This window comes from Mesorhizobium sp. B2-5-7 (assembly GCF_006440875.1).
Taxonomy (GTDB): domain Bacteria; phylum Pseudomonadota; class Alphaproteobacteria; order Rhizobiales; family Rhizobiaceae; genus Mesorhizobium; species Mesorhizobium australicum.
The window spans coordinates 47,730-62,844 of sequence record NZ_VFUO01000002.1; the positions used below are offsets into that span (position 1 = coordinate 47,730).

Sequence of the window (15,115 nt, forward strand, 5' to 3'; positions counted from 1 at the left end):
TATGCCTGGAGGAAACATGGCGGCCGCAGATTATTATGAAGTTCTCGATCCGCGTTTCGGGCGCCTGTTCAACGGCAACGCGCAGGTGGAGAAGCTGTTCACCGGCTGCCGGTGGGCGGAAGGGCCGGCCTGGTTCGCCGCCGGCCGCTATGTCGTCTGGTCGGACATTCCGAACAACCGCATGATGCGCTACGACGAGACGGACGGCAGCGTCAGTGTCTTCCGTCAGCCCTCCGGCAATTCCAACGGCAACACCGTCGACCGGCAAGGCCGGCTGGTCACCTGCGAGCATTCGGGCCGGCGCGTCAGCCGCACCGAGCATGACGGCTCGATCACCACCATCGCCGCCAAATGGAAGGGCAAGCCGCTGAACTCGCCCAACGACGCGGTGGTGAAGTCCGACGGCTCGATCTGGTTCACCGATCCGACCTACGGCATCGACACCGACTATGAGGGCGACAAAGCCGAGAGTGAAATCGGCGCCTGCCATGTCTACCGGGTCGATCCCGACACGGGCGATATCGAGGCTGTCATCACCGACATGGTCAGGCCGAACGGCCTTGCCTTCTCGCTCGACGAAAGCCTGCTCTATGTCGTCGACACCGGCCGCACGCATGGCGCCGAGAACCCGGCGCATATGCGGGTGTTCAACGTCGGCAAGCACGGCAAGAAGGTTTCCGGAGGCAAGGTGTTCGCCGACTGCACGGCCGGACTGTTCGACGGCTTCCGGCTCGACGCCGATGGGCGCATCTGGACGAGTGCCGCCGACGGCATCCATTGCTACGATCCCGACGGCACGCTGATCGGCAAGGTCAAGGTGCCGGAGGTGACCGCCAATTGCGTTTTCGGCGGCGCCAAGCTGAACTGTCTCTACATCGCCGGCACCACCTCGCTTTATTCGGTGCGGCTGATGGTGAATGGGGCCAAGACCTATTGAGTCTGCTGGAAACGCTTCTCTGGCGTCCCTTATTGGCCGTTTTGCGGGTAGCCACAGCGCCCGCTTCGCCGCGGCTTCCGGAGCCACCATCCTGCGGTTCGCCGGGGCGGAGTTCGAAGCCGCATGTCGGCGGTATCAGACACAATTCAAGGGGAGGGCGTCATGCCATTCGTCAACATCCGCATCGTCAAGGAAGTGATCGCCGCCGATCCGGCCGGCAAGAAGGCTGACATCGCCAGGAAAGTCACGGCGGCCATCATGGACGCCACCGGGCTTAGCAACGACGATGTCTGGGTGGTCTTCGAGGAAGTCAACGCCCGCGACTGGTATGTCGGCAAGACCGACGTGGAGACGTTGAGAGGCAAGAAATAATCCCAAGGCGCGATGAGCGCCGTAAATCCTGGGCTCTGCTCAGGAAGGTGAAGGTGCGGCGTCCGTGTCCGCGCCTGCCGTGCGTCGGCCGACCGTACCTTCACCCGGCCGGCGCTTCGCCCAGCTCTCCAGCCAGTCGCGGCTTTGCATCTCGATCAGCCGCGATGCGGTTCGCTCGAATTCGAACACCTCGACGCCGCGCTTGGCCACATAAAGCGCGTGCGGTGGCGCCTCGGCGCTCACCACCAGCCGCGTATGATGGTCGTAAAGCGTGTCGATCAACAGGATGAAGCGTTTGGCCTCGTTGCGCTTGCCTTCGCCCAGTACCGGCACACGGTCGATGAAAACAGTCGAAAACCGCCCGGCGATCGCCAGGTAATCGCGCGCGCCGAGCGGCTTTTCGCAAAGGTCGGCGAAGGTGAAACGCGCCGCGTCACCAGCGGCGGCCGGCACCACCACCTTGCGTCCCTTCAGCGTCAGCGAGGTCTCGGCCGTCGGCGCACCGCGCGTCATCGCCTGCCAGGCCTCGTCGAGCGCCTGGTCGGCCGCCGCATCGGCCGGCGTGACATAGACCGGCGTACGGGCGAGCTTTTCCAGCCGGTAATCCTTGTCGCTGTCCAGCGACAGCACCTGCGCGTGGCGTTCCAGTATGGCGATGAACGGTAGGAAAAGCTGGCGGTTCAACCCGTCACGGTAAAGGTCTTGCGGCGCCACGTTCGAGGTGGCCACCAGTACGATCCCGTTGGCAAACAGTGCCGAGAACAGCCTGGACAGGATCATGGCGTCGGCGATGTCGGTGACCGAGAACTCGTCGAAACACAGCACCCAGGCCTGCTCGGCGAGCGCCTTGGCCACCGGCGGGATCGGATCGTCTTCCCTGACCGTGCCTTCCTTGCGCGCCTGCCGGTGTTTCTGGATACGGTCCTGCACATCGGCCATGAAGTCGTTGAAATGCACACGGCGCTTGCGCCTGACCGGCAGGAGCTCGAAGAACATGTCCATCAGCATGGTCTTGCCGCGGCCGACGCCGCCATGGATGTAGAGGCCCTTGACAGCTTCATGCGTCTCGCGCTTGCGCGCAAACAGCCAGCCCAGTGCACTGGACTTGTGCGCCAGCCGCTTGGCCGAGATCTCGACGGTCAGCCGGTCGAGCGCGGCGGCGATCGCTTCCTGCGCAGCATCGCGCTCGATCGCGCCTGATACCACCAGATGGTCGTAGCGCTGCCGGACGGTCGGATGGGTCTGAAGGCCGTCACGCAGATGCATCGATCACGTCATTGTTCAGAGCAGGATGCCCAGAGAAAGGGTGCGCCGAGATTGAGGTCACGCCGCCGGCATCACCTGAATGTCGGCATCTCCTACCTCGTAAGCGAGATCGGTTGCCCGTTGGAAGTCTGGCCGTCGAATTTCGAGCCGCCCGACGAATAGAGCCGCGCCAGCGAACCGCCATTCTCGTCATAAAGCGTCAGCTGCTTGCCGGCGACGTTCCACGACTTGATGCCGTCGATCGGCGCCGGGCAATGCAGCGGCCCGGCGCGGAAACCGGCGCCGAACTTGGTCTGCGGCGTCGCCACCTTGCAGCTCTGGCCGGAGACGCTGACGTTCCAGACACCGGCGACGGCCGCCGCGCTGAGATCGGCGGCACCCGCGGGCGCCGCGCCGTCCGGCGGCAGCGAAGCAACTTGCGTGTTAGCCGGCGCGGTCGGGAACCGCGACGGGTCGGTGGTGCCGGGTGAGGCCGGCGGCGGCAGCTGGTTGGAACTCACCTGGCCAGCGGGGGCTGGCTGCAGCGGCGCCGGTTGCTGGTCGTCCATCGACGAGAAGCGTGAGGTTGAGCAGCCGCTCGCAACGAGTGCCGCCAGGGATACGGCCACCAGGCCGCCTTTCGAAAAATTCATTACAACCTCCGTCGGATCCGGCTGGGGGGAAACCGTCCGCGCAATCTCACCTCCACCAAGATGGAGAAGGTGGCGAAATTTCAACCCGATATGGTTAAAATAGGGTTTGTGGTATGAATTGTTGCAAATTTATCGCACTCACCCGGCGAGCGGCGCACTCGGCACGAACACATATCCGTCCGGTCCGACGATATAGCACTCGCGCAGACCATGCGGCTTGTCGATCGCGCCGGCCAGCACGATGTGGCCATGCTCCAGCGCCGCCGCCTCGATCGCGTCGGGCTCCGCGCCATAGAGACGCAGTTCGATGCCGGCACCGCGCGTCTCCGTACCCGCGATGGAGCCAGTCATGGGATTGTCGAGATAAGAATGGTCCGCATGCAGCATGAACACCGATCCCAGAAGCTCGAGCGCGGCGAAATCCTCGTCGGCATAGACGATGCGGGCGCCAAGCACGTCACCGCAGAAGGCTTCCATCGCCGCCATGTCCGATACCAGCAGATTGACGCCGATGCCGCGCGGCAGCGAGCGGCCGAAATCCTCGGCCTTCATCCAGGGTGTCTTGGTCCGCTTCATCGCCATGGCGTCTTCCTCCTGATGCCGCGATCCTAGCCGAGACCGCCTTGCCGCCCTTGGCCTTCGGCCGGCAAACGCTTGCGCCAGCCGCGTCAGGGCTTATGTCTATGGCCAATTCCAGGAAAGGTGTGTGGCGATTTCCCCGGGAAAACGCGCAGCACTTTCCCCCTGGGAATTGAGTGAAAACAAAGAGTTCACCGAAACCCGCCGGAGCGCAGACCTTGGCCGCCAGAAAGAAAGCCGCCAACCGCTACTACAGCGGCCCGCCCAGCGACCATTTCGACGGCAGCCTGTTCTTCAATCCCGGCGGCCGGATGCCCGGCCCCTTCAAGGATTTGCTGAAATGGCAGTTCAGCGGCCAGCGCTCGAAATGGCCGGCTGCCAGCCCGAGCCCCTTTGCGCAGGCAAAGCCGGCGGCGGCGGTCGAAGGCGCCGATCTGGTCGTGACCATGGTCGGCCATTCGACCTTGCTGATCCAGACAGCCGGGCTGAACATCCTTACCGATCCGGTCTGGTCGGAGCGCACATCGCCGTTCTCCTTTGCCGGACCCAGGCGCGTCAATCCGCCGGGTATCGCCCTTGGCGATCTGCCGGCGATCGACCTCGTGCTGGTCAGCCACAACCACTATGACCATCTCGACCTTGCCACGCTGAGGCAGTTGCAGGAGAAGCACGATCCGCTGGTGGTGACGCCGCTCGGCAACGATGCCATCATCGCCGCCGCGGTGCCCGGGACGCGGCTTTCCGCGCATGACTGGGGCGACAGGGTCGATGTCTCCGACGGCACCGCTATCCACGTCGAGCCCGCGCATCACTGGTCGGCGCGCGGGGCGCGCGACCGGCGCATGGCGCTGTGGGCCGGCTTCGTCATCGAGACGCCGGGCGGAAAAATCTATTTCGCCGGTGATACCGGCTTCCACGGCGGCATCAACTACCGGCTGATGGCGGAGAGGCATGGCGGCTTCCGCTTCGCCATCCTGCCGATCGGCGCCTACGAGCCGCGCTGGTTCATGGCGCCGCAGCACCAGAACCCCGAGGAAGCGGTCCAGGGCATGTCGTTGTGCAACGCAGCCTTCGCCGCCGGCTGCCATTGGGGCACGTTCCAGCTCACCGACGAGCCGTTCGACGAACCGGTGCGGAAGCTGGCCGAGGCGCTGGACGGCCGAGGCATCCCACAGGAGCGCTTTCGCGCCTTGCGGCCCGGCGAGATCTGGGAAGTGCCCCGGATATGATCGCCTCGATGGCTGGAATGACCGTTTACGCTGCCATGGTTTTCGCTGATGGTCATCCGCGGACAGGATAGGGGAATCAGATGAAGTCAATCATGGCAGGTCTTTTGGCGCTGGCGGTCTCTGTGCCGGCGGCTTTCGCGGGCGAGATCAGCGATCGGGCGGCCGAGGCCGAGAAGCTGCTCCAGTCGGGTGATGGCGCCGGTGCGCTGGAGAAATTCAGCAGCGCCCAGGAAGCGCTCTGGCAAGCGATGCCGCTTGGCGTCCTGAACGTCAAGCAAGTCGACACGGCCTCCGGCTTCGGTATCTACAGCGAGCGCGCCAACCACATCTACAAGCCCGGCGAGAAAATCGTGCTGTACATGGAGCCGGTCGGCTATGGCTACGGCAAGGACGGCCTCGGCAACAGCATGATCGCGCTCTCTGTCGACATCACCGTCGTGTCCGCAGCCGGCGAAACGCTCGGCACAATGGAAAAAGTCGGCCGTGTTCAGATCGCCTCTCGCTCGCACAATCGCGAACTGTTCTTCAAACTCGACCTCTCCCTCGACGGCCTGCCGGCCGGCAAATACCGGTGCAACTTCGTCATGCATGACGAGAATTCGAGCAAGACGGCCCCCTTCAGCACGGATATCGAGATCGCCGGCTGAGGCGATGCCGGGAAAACCACCGATGTCCGATGGAGACGGCACCGGCGGGGACGAAATCCGCGTCGGGCGTAATGTCTACATCAATCAGAACTGCACTTTCTACGACCTCGGCTGCCTCGACATCGCCGACGCTATCTCCCGGCCTCGGGAACCCAAGCACGACAGCCGCGTTTTTCAACCGGTTTCAATGTGTCCGGCTTGCGAGGCGTTCCCATGCTCAAATGGATCATCATTCTCCTGATCATCGCCGCCGCGGCGAGCCTGCTCGGCATGCCGGCGCTGGCGGGCGCGGCCGCCACTGGCGCGCGCATTCTCATCGGCATCGTGCTCATCATCTTCCTGTTGATCTTGCTTGGGGTCTTTGCGGTAACGTAAGTCCCGCACCTTCGCCGTGAAAGCGGCTGCGCACTGGTAATTCCTGCCCGTTTCCGCCATATAGCGCCGAACGGACATGGAAATTTCGGAGCAATGGCAGGCACGGCCCCTTTCGCCAAGATGAACGGCATCGGCAACGAGATCATCGTTGCCGACATGCGTGGCCGTGCGGATCGGGTGACGGCCGCGGCTGCCATCGCGCTCAACGCCGATGCCTCGACGCGGTTCGACCAGATCATGGCGATCCACGACGCCAGGACGCCGGGCACCGCTTATTTCGTCGACATCCTGAATTCCGACGGGTCGGGCGCGCAGGCCTGCGGCAACGGTATGCGCTGTGTCGTCCAGGCGCTGGCCGCCGAGACCGGCGAGAAGACCTTCACCTTCGAAACCGTGGCCGGGATCTTGAACGCCCGCGAACACGCGGACGGCTCGATCTCGGTCGACATGGGCACGCCGCGCTTCGGCTGGCGCGACATCCCGCTGGCCGAGGAGTTCCGTGACACCCGCATGATCGAATTGCAGGTCGGCCCCATCGAGGCGCCGGTGCTGCATTCGCCTTCGGCCGTCTCGATGGGCAACCCGCACGCCATCTTCTGGGTCGACGCCGATGTCTGGACCTATGAACTCGACCGTTTCGGCCCGCTGCTCGAAAACCATCCGATCTTTCCCGAGCGCGCCAACATAACCATCGCGCAGGTGACCTCGCCCGACTCGATGATCATCCGCACCTGGGAGCGTGGCGCCGGGCTCACCAAGGCCTGCGGCTCCGCCTCGTGCGCGGCTGTCGTTGCCGCCGCGCGCACCAGGCGCACGGGCCGCAGCGTCAATCTTTTGACCCCCGGCGGCGGTACGCTGCATGTCGAGTGGCGCGAGGACGACCACGTCATCCTGACCGGCGCGGCCGAGTGGGAATTTTCCGGCAGCTTCGATCCGTCGACCGGACAATGGGCCCGCGACACCGAAAGCGCGGCGTGATGTCCTCCCTTGCCAAGGACGTCGACGTGGCGAAGGAGGCCGGCCGCATCGACGTGGTGACTTTCGGCTGCCGTCTCAACACCTATGAGTCCGAAGTGATGCGGCGCGAGGCCGAAAATGCCGGCCTCGGCGCGCTGGATGGCGGCGCCGTCATCTTCAACACCTGCGCCGTCACCGGCGAAGCGGTGCGCCAGGCCAGGCAGGCGATCCGCAAGGCGCGCCGCGACAACCCGGCCGCGCGCATCATCGTCACCGGCTGCGCCGCGCAGACCGAGCCCGAAAAATTCGCCGCCATGGACGAGGTCGATCTCGTGCTTGGCAATGAAGAGAAGCTGAAGGCCAATTCCTATCGCGCGCTGCCCGATTTTGGCGTCAACGATACCGAAAAGGCGCGCGTCAACGACATCTTTTCGGTGCGTGAGACCGCCGGCCACATGGTCGATGCCATCGAGGGCCGGGCCCGTGCGTTCGTGCAGGTGCAGAATGGCTGCGACCATCGCTGCACCTTCTGCATCATCCCCTACGGCCGCGGCAATTCGCGCTCGGTGCCAATGGGCGCCGTGGTCGAGCAGGTCAAGCGGCTGGCGGGCAACGGCTACGCCGAGATCGTGCTGACCGGCGTCGACATGACGTCTTTCGGCGCCGACCTGCCAGGCGCGCCGAAGCTCGGCAAGCTGGTGAAGACCATCCTGCGTCAGGTGCCCGACGTAAAGCGGCTTAGGCTGTCCTCCATCGATTCGATCGAGGCCGACGACGACTTGCTCGATGCGCTCGCCACAGAACCCAGGCTGATGCCGCATCTGCATCTGTCGCTGCAGTCGGGCGACGACATGATCCTGAAGCGCATGAAGCGCCGGCATCTGCGCGATCAGTCGATCCGCTTTTGCGAGGATGTGCGCAAGCTGCGGCCCGGCATTGTCTTCGGCGCCGACATTATCGCGGGTTTCCCGACCGAGACCGAAGCCATGTTCGAGAATTCGCTGGAGATCGTCGAGGAGTGCGGCCTGACCCATCTCCACGTCTTCCCATTTTCGCCGCGCGAGGGCACACCCGCCGCGCGCATGCCGCAGCTGCGTCGAGAGCTGGTCAAGCAGCGCGCCGCCCGGTTGCGCGCCGCCGGCGAAGCGGCCTACCAGCGCCATCTGTCCTCGCTCGCCGGCAGCCGTCAGTCGGTCCTGATCGAGCGCGACGGCCTTGGCCGCACCGAAGGGTTCACGCTTGCCGCACTCGGCACCGGCGCGCCGGGAGAGATCGTCGAGGCTGATATAACCGGCCACGACGGGATCAGGCTGATAGCCACTCCCCTTGCCGCCCGCGCCGCCTGAGAACACAAAAGCATGGCTGGTTTTTTCAAGAAGATATTTTCGTTCGGCAAGAAGGAGGTGGTCGAGGAGCGCATCGACGAGACCGCCCCGCTGCCGCCGATCAAATGGGACCAGATCGACGCGCTGAAGCCGGCGGCCGAGCAGGCCGTGCCGGAGTTTTTGAAGCGCGAGGAGCCTGTGGCGGAAGCCGTGCGGGCGACCGTGCCTGCTCCGGTCGAGGCCGCGCCCGGGCCGCAGCCCGAGGAACCCACACCCGAGGAACCCACACCCGAACCTGCGCCGACCATTCCGCCCGCGCCGGAGCCGACGGTTCCGTCAGAACCGGAGCGGCAGCCGGAGCCTGCGCCGGAAGAGAAACCGGCACCCGCGCCCGAGACACCTGAACCGCCCGCGCCGGAAGAGGTCCCGCCGCCGCCGGTTGCTCCCGAGCCCACGCCCGAACCCCAGCCGCAGGAGATCCCGCCGGCGCCATCGGAGCCGGAGATCGTTCCCTCGCGTCCGGAGAGGCGACCGGAACCCGCGCCCGTCGAAGTGCCGACGCCGCCAGTCGAAGTGCCGGCCGAGATACCCGCACCGGTCGAGGTGCCGTCGGCGTCGCCGGCTGAAGTGCCTCCGTCGGCGGCCGCCGTCGAGCAGCCTTCAAGGGCCGGCGCTGCCCCTCATCCGCCTGCCGGCACCTCCCCGTATAGGGACGGGGCGAAGGAAGGGGCTTCAGCACCGTCCTTGCCCGGTTTGCGGGGAGAGCATGAAGGAAAGCGCGGACCTGCCGTCGAAGCGGGGCTCGAAGCGCCACCAGCTGAAATCGCCCCTCCCATTCGCCAGCCTGCACCGGTCGAGACGCAGCCGGTCGTTGCCGAGGGCGCACCCGAGCCTCAATCGGTCCCGCGGCCCACCCCGGAGCCAAGACCCGTTCCCGGCAAGGTGACGGTCGCCAGGAAGGTCGAGCAGAAGGCCGAGCCACAGAAGGCGCCGGAGCCGGCGCCGAGGCAATCCTGGTTCCAGCGCATGCGGGACGGGCTAGCCCGGTCCTCGCGCGAACTGACCGGCAACATTGCCGGCGTCTTCACCAAGCGCAAGCTGGACGAGGAGACGCTGCAGGACCTGGAGGACGTGCTGATCCGCGCCGATCTCGGCGTCGAAACGGCGCTGCGCGTCACCGATTCACTGGCCTCCAGCCGCTACGGCAAGGATGTTTCCGATACCGAAGTGCGCGCCGTCATGGCGGCCGAGGTGGAGAAGGTGCTCGCGCCGGTCGCGAAACCACTCGAGCTTGACCTCTCGCACAAGCCGCATGTCATCCTGGTGGTCGGCGTCAACGGCACCGGCAAGACCACGACCATCGGCAAGCTAGCCGCCAAGCTGACCGATGGCGGCCTGTCGGTGATGCTGGCCGCCGGCGATACGTTCCGCGCCGCCGCGATCGAACAGCTGAAGATCTGGGGCGAACGAACGAAATCGCCCGTCATTGCCTCGAAGCTCGGCGCCGACGCCGCCGGTCTCGCCTACGATGCCTTCGAGCGGGCAAAGGAAGCCGGCTCCGACGTGCTGATCATCGACACCGCCGGCCGGCTGCAGAACAAGACCGAACTGATGGCGGAGTTGGAAAAGATCGTCCGCGTGCTGGGCAAGCTCGATCCCGAAGCGCCGCACACCGTGCTGCAGACGGTCGACGCCACGACCGGCCAGAACGCGCTCAACCAGGTCGAGATCTTCCGCAATATCGCCGGCGTCAACGGCCTGGTGATGACCAAGCTGGACGGCACGGCGCGGGGCGGTATTCTGGTGGCGATCGCGGCAAAGCATAAATTGCCGGTCTATTTCATCGGCGTCGGCGAACAGGTCGACGACCTCGAACCGTTTTCCGCAAGCGAATTCGCCAGGGCGATCGCTGGAGTGGCTTGAACAGGCACGATGCCGGAAGTGAGGCTTCCGGATTGGATCGTGCGTTAGAAGGAAACCATGAACCCACCCATTCTCGAACGCGATCCGTCCGACCCGCAGAAAGAGAAGAAGGAAGGCATCAATCCCGTGCTCAAGCTGGCGCTGGAGCTCGGGCCGCTGCTCGTCTTCTTCTTCGCCAATGCGCGCGGCGAGTGGCTGACGCAGAAATTGCCCGTGCTGGCTGAATTCGGCGGCCCGATCTTCGTCGCCACAGGTCTGTTCATGGCCGCGACCGCCATCGCGCTGATCGCCTCATGGCTGCTCACCCGCACCTTGCCGATCATGCCGATGGTGTCGGGGGTCGTCGTTTTCATCTTCGGCGCGCTGACGCTTTATCTGCAGGACGATATCTTCATCAAGATGAAGCCGACCATCGTCAACACGCTGTTCGGCGGCGTGCTGCTTGGCGGCCTGTATTTCGGCCGCTCGCTGCTCGGCTATGTCTTCGAGTCCGCATTCAAGCTCGATGCCGAAGGCTGGCGCAAGCTCACCTTCCGCTGGGGCCTGTTCTTCCTGTTCCTGGCCCTCGTCAACGAAGTCGTCTGGCGGAATTTTTCCACCGACGCCTGGGTTACCTTCAAGGTCTGGGGCATCATGCCGATCACGCTTCTTTTCACCTTCAGCCAGATGCCGCTGATCCTGCGCCACTCGCTGGACGACAAGGCCGGCGGCGAAGAGAAAGTCGGCAAATAGGGCTGTAAAGGGGAGAGCCATGGAATTCGTCACCACCCAGGAGGAGCTGCGGACGATCTACAAGACGCCGCGCCCGACCGATGGCTCAATCCGCAAGGAATTGAAGGCGCTGGACGCCCATTGCCGCTCCTTCATCGGCAAGAGCCCATTCGTGCTGATCGGCTCGTCCGATGGCGAAGGCAATGCCGACGTCACCCCGAAAGGCGACAAGCCCGGCTTCGCCGCCATTCTCGACGAGAACACCATCGCCATCCCCGACCGGCCCGGCAACAACCGGCTGGATACGCTGGAAAACATCATCCGCAATCCCTCGGTCGGGCTGCTCTTCCTCATACCAGGCATGAACGAGACGCTGCGCGTCAATGGCGATGCCCGCATCACCGTCGATGCCACCTTGCGCGAGCGCCTTGCGGTCGACGGCAAGGAGCCGCAAAGCGTTATCGTGATCGTAGTCAAGGCCGCTTACATGCATTGCGCCAAGGCTTTCATGCGCTCCGATTTGTGGAAGCCCGACAGCTGGCATGATCGCGCCACGCTGCCGACGCTCGGCCAGATCCTGCGCGACCAGTTGGCACTGGCCGATTCGGCCGAGGCGACCGACCGCTGGCTCGACGGCGAGTACAAACAGACGATGTGGTAGGGTTGTCGGCCCCCGATTCGTCTGGACTGGTCCGCCTTGCTCAACCTCATTGCGATATCCGGCAGCCTGCGGGCGGCCTCCACCAATTCGGCCCTGGTCGCGGCACTGGCGCTGAACACGCCAGCGGGCTGTCGCGTCACCGTCTATGACGGGCTTGGCCGGCTGCCGATCTTCAATCCCGACGACGAGGGCGAGCGGACGCCGCGCGAGGCCTCCGATCTGATCGAGGCCGTCACCGGCGCGGACGGTGTCGTCGTCTCCTGTCCCGAATATGCCCATGGCGTGCCTGGCGGCCTTAAGAACGCGCTCGACTGGCTGGTCTCGCGTGACGCCGCCGTCGGCAAGCCGGCGATGCTGGCGCACGCCTCGCCACGCTCGCTCTACGCCCGCGCGGCGCTGGCGGAGATCATGCGCACCATGTCGTTCGCGCTTTGCGAAGAAGCCATGCTCGAGGTCTCGCTCCTCGGCAAGAAGCCGGCGGAGGTTGAAAGTATCCTGCGAGAGCCGGCAAACGTGCGGGCAATTCGCGATGGCCTGTCAGCCTTCGCGGCCTTCATCCGCTCGCGCCAAATTTGAGCGGACTCGCGCCAAATTGAGCGGACGCCATCGTGTCGTCGTCCTGGAAGGACCGGAGGCGTTGGCCAATCGCTACAGCCGATAGACGTACATCACAAAGGTCTCCGCCTCGCCATGCGCCTCCTTGCGCCCCTCATAAAGTGCGCGGGCGGGCAGATTGTCCGGCTCGGTGCCGACCCAGGCCTCTTCGCAGCCATGCTCGCGGCCGAGCGCGAACATGGCGTCGAGCATTCCGCGCGCGATGCCTTGGCGCTGGAAGGCTGGCGAGACGCCGACCTCGTCGACATAGAGTTCGGTCGCCTTGTCCGGATGGCGGTGCATGACCGCCGCGCATTGGCCGACGACAACGTCCTCGGCCAGGGCCACGATCATGAAATGGCCCGATTGCGCGAGATAGCTTGCCAGGCGATCGGGCCGCACCGGCTCGTCGAACACGTCGTCGGCAATCCGCATCACAAGGGCGTCATCTCCGGGATAAAGCCTTCTGATCTCAATCGCCATTGTGTAAATTCTCCCAAGTCGGCTTATAAACTTTGACGTTTACGTAAATCCCGAAGACACTAACCGATTGAAAATGCAGGGGTCGAAATAATCGTTTGAATTTATTCCGCACCAGAGTTATTGGGTGCGGGAAATTCGCGGTTCCCCGCAGCAGTCCGGCCTCTTCCTCGACGCCGTGTTGGCGCGTCACAGACAAAGGGAAATCATCCTCACATGGCACGCAACAAGATAGCGCTTATCGGCTCTGGCATGATCGGCGGCACGCTCGCCCACATGATCGGCCTCAAGGATCTCGGCGACGTGGTCCTGTTCGATATCGCCGAGGGTATCCCGCAAGGCAAGGGGCTCGATATCGCGCAGTCGTCGCCGGTCGATGGTTTCGATTCCCGGCTGACCGGCGTCAACGACTATGCCGGCATCGAGGGCGCCGATGTCTGCATCGTCACCGCCGGCGTGCCGCGCAAGCCGGGCATGAGCCGCGACGACCTGCTGGGCATCAACCTGAAGGTCATGGAGCAGGTCGGCGCAGGACTGAAGAAGTACGCGCCGAAGGCCTTCGTCATCTGCATTACCAATCCGCTCGACGCCATGGTGTGGGCGCTGCAGAAGTTTTCGGGCTTGCCCAAGACCCATGTCGTCGGCATGGCCGGCGTGCTCGACAGCGCGCGCTTCCGCTACTTCCTGGCCGAGGAATTCAAGGTTTCGGTCGAGGACGTCACCGCCTTCGTGCTCGGCGGCCACGGCGATTCCATGGTGCCGATGATCCGCTATTCCACGGTGTCGGGCATTCCGCTTCCCGACCTGATCAAGATGGGCTGGACCTCGAAGGAAAAGCTCGACCAGATCGTGCAGCGCACCCGTGACGGCGGCGCCGAGATCGTCGGCCTCCTGAAGACCGGCTCGGCCTATTACGCGCCGGCGGCCTCGGCGATCCAGATGGCTGAATCCTACCTCAAGGACAAGAAGCGCGTGCTGCCTTGCGCGGCACACCTCTCCGGTCAGTATGGCGTCAAGGGTACCTATGTCGGCGTGCCGGTGGTGATCGGCGCAGGCGGTGTCGAGCGCGTCATCGAGATCGACCTTAACAAGGCCGAGCAGAAGATGTTCGAGGCATCGGTGGCGACCGTGCAGGGCCTGACCGAGGCCTGCGTCAAGATCGCGCCGCAGCTCGCCTCGAAATAACCCGCCCAAACGTCACCCCGGCAAACGACCTGGAGATAGTTCCCGATGAACATCCATGAATATCAAGGCAAGGCGCTGCTGAAGAGCTTTGGCGCGCCGGTGGCCGAAGGCGTGCCGGTTTTCAAGGCAAGCGAGGCGGAAGCCGCTGCACAGGCGCTGCCCGGCCCACTCTATGTGGTGAAGAGCCAGATCCATGCCGGCGGCCGCGGCAAAGGCAAATTCAAGGAACTCGGCGCCGACGCCAAGGGCGGCGTGCGGCTGGCGAAGTCCGTCGCCGAGGTGGTCGCCAACGCCAACGAGATGCTCGGCCATACGCTGGTGACCAAGCAGACCGGCCCGGCCGGCAAGCAGGTCAACCGCCTCTATATCGAGGACGGCGCCGACATCGAGCGCGAGCTCTATCTCTCCATCCTGGTCGACCGCTCGGTCGGCCGCATCGCCTTTGTCGTCTCGACCGAGGGCGGCATGGACATCGAGGGCGTCGCGCACGACACGCCGGAAAAGATCATCACCGTCGCCATCGATCCGGAAAAGGGCGTTACGGCTGAGGACGTCAAGGCGCTCAACGACGCGCTTAAGCTCGACGGCGACGCGGCCAGGGATGGCGGCACGCTGTTCCCGATCCTCTACGAGGCCTTCGTCGAGAAGGATATGAGCCTGCTCGAGGTCAACCCGCTGATCGTCATGAAGGACGGGCATCTGCGCGTGCTCGACGCGAAGGTGTCGTTCGACAACAACGCGCTGTTTCGCCACCCCGATGTGCTGGAACTGCGCGACACGTCAGAAGAGGACGAGAAGGAGATCGAGGCGTCCAAATACGACCTCGCCTATGTCGCGCTCGACGGCAATATCGGCTGCATGGTCAACGGCGCCGGCCTTGCCATGGCGACGATGGACATCATCAAGCTCTATGGCGCCGAACCCGCCAACTTCCTCGATGTCGGCGGCGGCGCTTCCAAGGAGAAGGTGACGGCGGCGTTCAAGATCATCACCAGGGATCCGGCGGTCAAGGGAATCCTGATCAATATCTTCGGCGGCATCATGAAGTGCGACATCATCGCCGAGGGTGTGATTGCCGCGGTCAAGGAAGTCGGGCTCAAGGTGCCGCTGGTCGTGCGCCTGGAAGGCACCAATGCCGAGCTTGGCAAGAAGATCATCAACGACAGCGGCCTGAACGTCGTCTCGGCCGACGATCTCGACGACGCGGCCAAGAAGATCGTGGCGGCGGTGAAGGGCTGAGCC

17 protein-coding genes are annotated in these 15,115 nt (G+C 64.4%); 13 read left to right on the top strand and 4 right to left on the bottom strand.

Features of this window, described 5'->3' with window-relative positions; all coding sequences use genetic code 11:
* Positions 1 to 16 precede the first annotated feature (16 nt).
* Together FJ543_RS07570 and FJ543_RS07575 are read left to right on the top strand one after the other, a co-directional pair.
* Positions 17 to 937, top strand: a complete 921-nt coding sequence (locus FJ543_RS07570) for an SMP-30/gluconolactonase/LRE family protein (RefSeq protein ID WP_015314994.1) — start codon at positions 17 to 19, stop codon at positions 935 to 937.
* Positions 938 to 1,099: 162 nt separating this feature from the next.
* Positions 1,100 to 1,309 (top strand): 4-oxalocrotonate tautomerase family protein, encoded by a 210-nt coding sequence (locus FJ543_RS07575; protein ID WP_015314995.1) that lies wholly within the window; start codon positions 1,100 to 1,102, stop codon positions 1,307 to 1,309.
* A 39-nt stretch (positions 1,310 to 1,348) separates the two neighbouring features.
* Here FJ543_RS07575 and zapE read toward each other — a convergent pair whose 3' ends face one another.
* The 3 genes from zapE to FJ543_RS07590 form a co-directional block, all read right to left on the bottom strand.
* Entirely contained in the window at positions 1,349 to 2,575 is a 1,227-nt protein-coding gene (gene zapE / locus FJ543_RS07580; RefSeq protein ID WP_140874551.1) for a cell division protein ZapE, read from the bottom strand.
* 92 nt (positions 2,576 to 2,667) lie between these two features.
* Entirely contained in the window at positions 2,668 to 3,207 is a 540-nt protein-coding gene (locus FJ543_RS07585; RefSeq protein ID WP_015314997.1) for a protease inhibitor Inh/omp19 family protein, read from the bottom strand.
* A 138-nt stretch (positions 3,208 to 3,345) separates the two neighbouring features.
* Positions 3,346 to 3,789, bottom strand: a complete 444-nt coding sequence (locus tag FJ543_RS07590) for a hypothetical protein (protein WP_015314998.1) — start codon at positions 3,787 to 3,789, stop codon at positions 3,346 to 3,348.
* 215 nt (positions 3,790 to 4,004) lie between these two features.
* Here FJ543_RS07590 and FJ543_RS07595 point away from each other — a divergent pair, with 215 nt between their 5' ends.
* The 9 genes from FJ543_RS07595 (at position 4,005) to FJ543_RS07640 (ending at position 12,190) form a co-directional block, all read left to right on the top strand.
* Entirely contained in the window at positions 4,005 to 5,015 is a 1,011-nt protein-coding gene (locus FJ543_RS07595; RefSeq protein ID WP_140618297.1) for an MBL fold metallo-hydrolase, read from the top strand.
* An 80-nt stretch (positions 5,016 to 5,095) separates the two neighbouring features.
* On the top strand, positions 5,096 to 5,662 hold the full coding sequence (locus FJ543_RS07600) for a hypothetical protein (RefSeq protein ID WP_140618299.1): 567 nt from the start codon (positions 5,096 to 5,098) through the stop codon (positions 5,660 to 5,662).
* Between the two features lie 213 nt (positions 5,663 to 5,875).
* Positions 5,876 to 6,037, top strand: a complete 162-nt coding sequence (locus FJ543_RS07610) for a DUF1328 family protein (RefSeq protein WP_015315001.1) — start codon at positions 5,876 to 5,878, stop codon at positions 6,035 to 6,037.
* Between the two features lie 93 nt (positions 6,038 to 6,130).
* Positions 6,131 to 7,015, top strand: a complete 885-nt coding sequence (gene dapF / locus FJ543_RS07615) for a diaminopimelate epimerase (protein ID WP_140874553.1) — start codon at positions 6,131 to 6,133, stop codon at positions 7,013 to 7,015.
* Positions 7,015 to 8,340: a tRNA (N(6)-L-threonylcarbamoyladenosine(37)-C(2))-methylthiotransferase MtaB gene (gene mtaB, locus FJ543_RS07620; protein WP_140874555.1), complete on the top strand. Its 1,326-nt coding sequence runs from the start codon at positions 7,015 to 7,017 to the stop codon at positions 8,338 to 8,340. The genes dapF and mtaB overlap by 1 nt, the downstream gene beginning before the upstream one ends.
* 12 nt (positions 8,341 to 8,352) lie before the next feature.
* On the top strand, positions 8,353 to 10,242 hold the full coding sequence (gene ftsY, locus FJ543_RS07625; RefSeq protein ID WP_140874557.1) for a signal recognition particle-docking protein FtsY: 1,890 nt from the start codon (positions 8,353 to 8,355) through the stop codon (positions 10,240 to 10,242).
* A gap of 57 nt (positions 10,243 to 10,299) precedes the next feature.
* Positions 10,300 to 10,974 carry a septation protein A gene (locus tag FJ543_RS07630; RefSeq protein WP_015315005.1) on the top strand — a complete coding sequence of 225 codons (675 nt, stop codon included), beginning with the start codon at positions 10,300 to 10,302 and terminating at the stop codon, positions 10,972 to 10,974.
* A gap of 19 nt (positions 10,975 to 10,993) precedes the next feature.
* Positions 10,994 to 11,614, top strand: coding sequence for a pyridoxamine 5'-phosphate oxidase family protein (locus FJ543_RS07635; protein ID WP_140660442.1), 621 nt, complete (start codon positions 10,994 to 10,996; stop codon positions 11,612 to 11,614).
* A gap of 36 nt (positions 11,615 to 11,650) precedes the next feature.
* Entirely contained in the window at positions 11,651 to 12,190 is a 540-nt protein-coding gene (locus tag FJ543_RS07640; protein ID WP_140660443.1) for an NADPH-dependent FMN reductase, read from the top strand.
* Positions 12,191 to 12,262: 72 nt separating this feature from the next.
* Here FJ543_RS07640 and FJ543_RS07645 read toward each other — a convergent pair whose 3' ends face one another.
* Positions 12,263 to 12,691, bottom strand: coding sequence for a GNAT family N-acetyltransferase (locus FJ543_RS07645; protein WP_140712253.1), 429 nt, complete (start codon positions 12,689 to 12,691; stop codon positions 12,263 to 12,265).
* 213 nt (positions 12,692 to 12,904) lie between these two features.
* Here FJ543_RS07645 and mdh point away from each other — a divergent pair, with 213 nt between their 5' ends.
* Positions 12,905 to 13,873, top strand: a complete 969-nt coding sequence (gene mdh / locus FJ543_RS07650) for a malate dehydrogenase (RefSeq protein ID WP_015315009.1) — start codon at positions 12,905 to 12,907, stop codon at positions 13,871 to 13,873.
* 45 nt (positions 13,874 to 13,918) lie between these two features.
* Positions 13,919 to 15,112, top strand: coding sequence for an ADP-forming succinate--CoA ligase subunit beta (sucC, locus tag FJ543_RS07655; protein ID WP_140660445.1), 1,194 nt, complete (start codon positions 13,919 to 13,921; stop codon positions 15,110 to 15,112).
* Positions 15,113 to 15,115 lie beyond the last annotated feature (3 nt).

Excerpts from the sequence above, each read along its gene's own strand:
- FJ543_RS07570 (WP_015314994.1), top strand. The coding sequence starts at position 17 with ATGGCGGCCGCAGATTATTATGAAGTTCTCGATCCGCGTTTCGGGCGC.
- FJ543_RS07575 (WP_015314995.1), top strand. The coding sequence starts at position 1,100 with ATGCCATTCGTCAACATCCGCATCGTCAAGGAAGTGATCGCCGCCGAT.
- zapE (WP_140874551.1), bottom strand. The coding sequence starts at position 2,575 with ATGCATCTGCGTGACGGCCTTCAGACCCATCCGACCGTCCGGCAGCGC.
- FJ543_RS07585 (WP_015314997.1), bottom strand. The coding sequence starts at position 3,207 with ATGAATTTTTCGAAAGGCGGCCTGGTGGCCGTATCCCTGGCGGCACTC.
- FJ543_RS07590 (WP_015314998.1), bottom strand. The coding sequence starts at position 3,789 with ATGGCGATGAAGCGGACCAAGACACCCTGGATGAAGGCCGAGGATTTC.
- FJ543_RS07600 (WP_140618299.1), top strand. The coding sequence starts at position 5,096 with ATGAAGTCAATCATGGCAGGTCTTTTGGCGCTGGCGGTCTCTGTGCCG.
- FJ543_RS07610 (WP_015315001.1), top strand. The coding sequence starts at position 5,876 with ATGCTCAAATGGATCATCATTCTCCTGATCATCGCCGCCGCGGCGAGC.
- dapF (WP_140874553.1), top strand. The coding sequence starts at position 6,131 with ATGGCAGGCACGGCCCCTTTCGCCAAGATGAACGGCATCGGCAACGAG.
- mtaB (WP_140874555.1), top strand. The coding sequence starts at position 7,015 with ATGTCCTCCCTTGCCAAGGACGTCGACGTGGCGAAGGAGGCCGGCCGC.
- ftsY (WP_140874557.1), top strand. The coding sequence starts at position 8,353 with ATGGCTGGTTTTTTCAAGAAGATATTTTCGTTCGGCAAGAAGGAGGTG.
- FJ543_RS07630 (WP_015315005.1), top strand. The coding sequence starts at position 10,300 with ATGAACCCACCCATTCTCGAACGCGATCCGTCCGACCCGCAGAAAGAG.
- FJ543_RS07635 (WP_140660442.1), top strand. The coding sequence starts at position 10,994 with ATGGAATTCGTCACCACCCAGGAGGAGCTGCGGACGATCTACAAGACG.
- FJ543_RS07645 (WP_140712253.1), bottom strand. The coding sequence starts at position 12,691 with ATGGCGATTGAGATCAGAAGGCTTTATCCCGGAGATGACGCCCTTGTG.
- mdh (WP_015315009.1), top strand. The coding sequence starts at position 12,905 with ATGGCACGCAACAAGATAGCGCTTATCGGCTCTGGCATGATCGGCGGC.
- sucC (WP_140660445.1), top strand. The coding sequence starts at position 13,919 with ATGAACATCCATGAATATCAAGGCAAGGCGCTGCTGAAGAGCTTTGGC.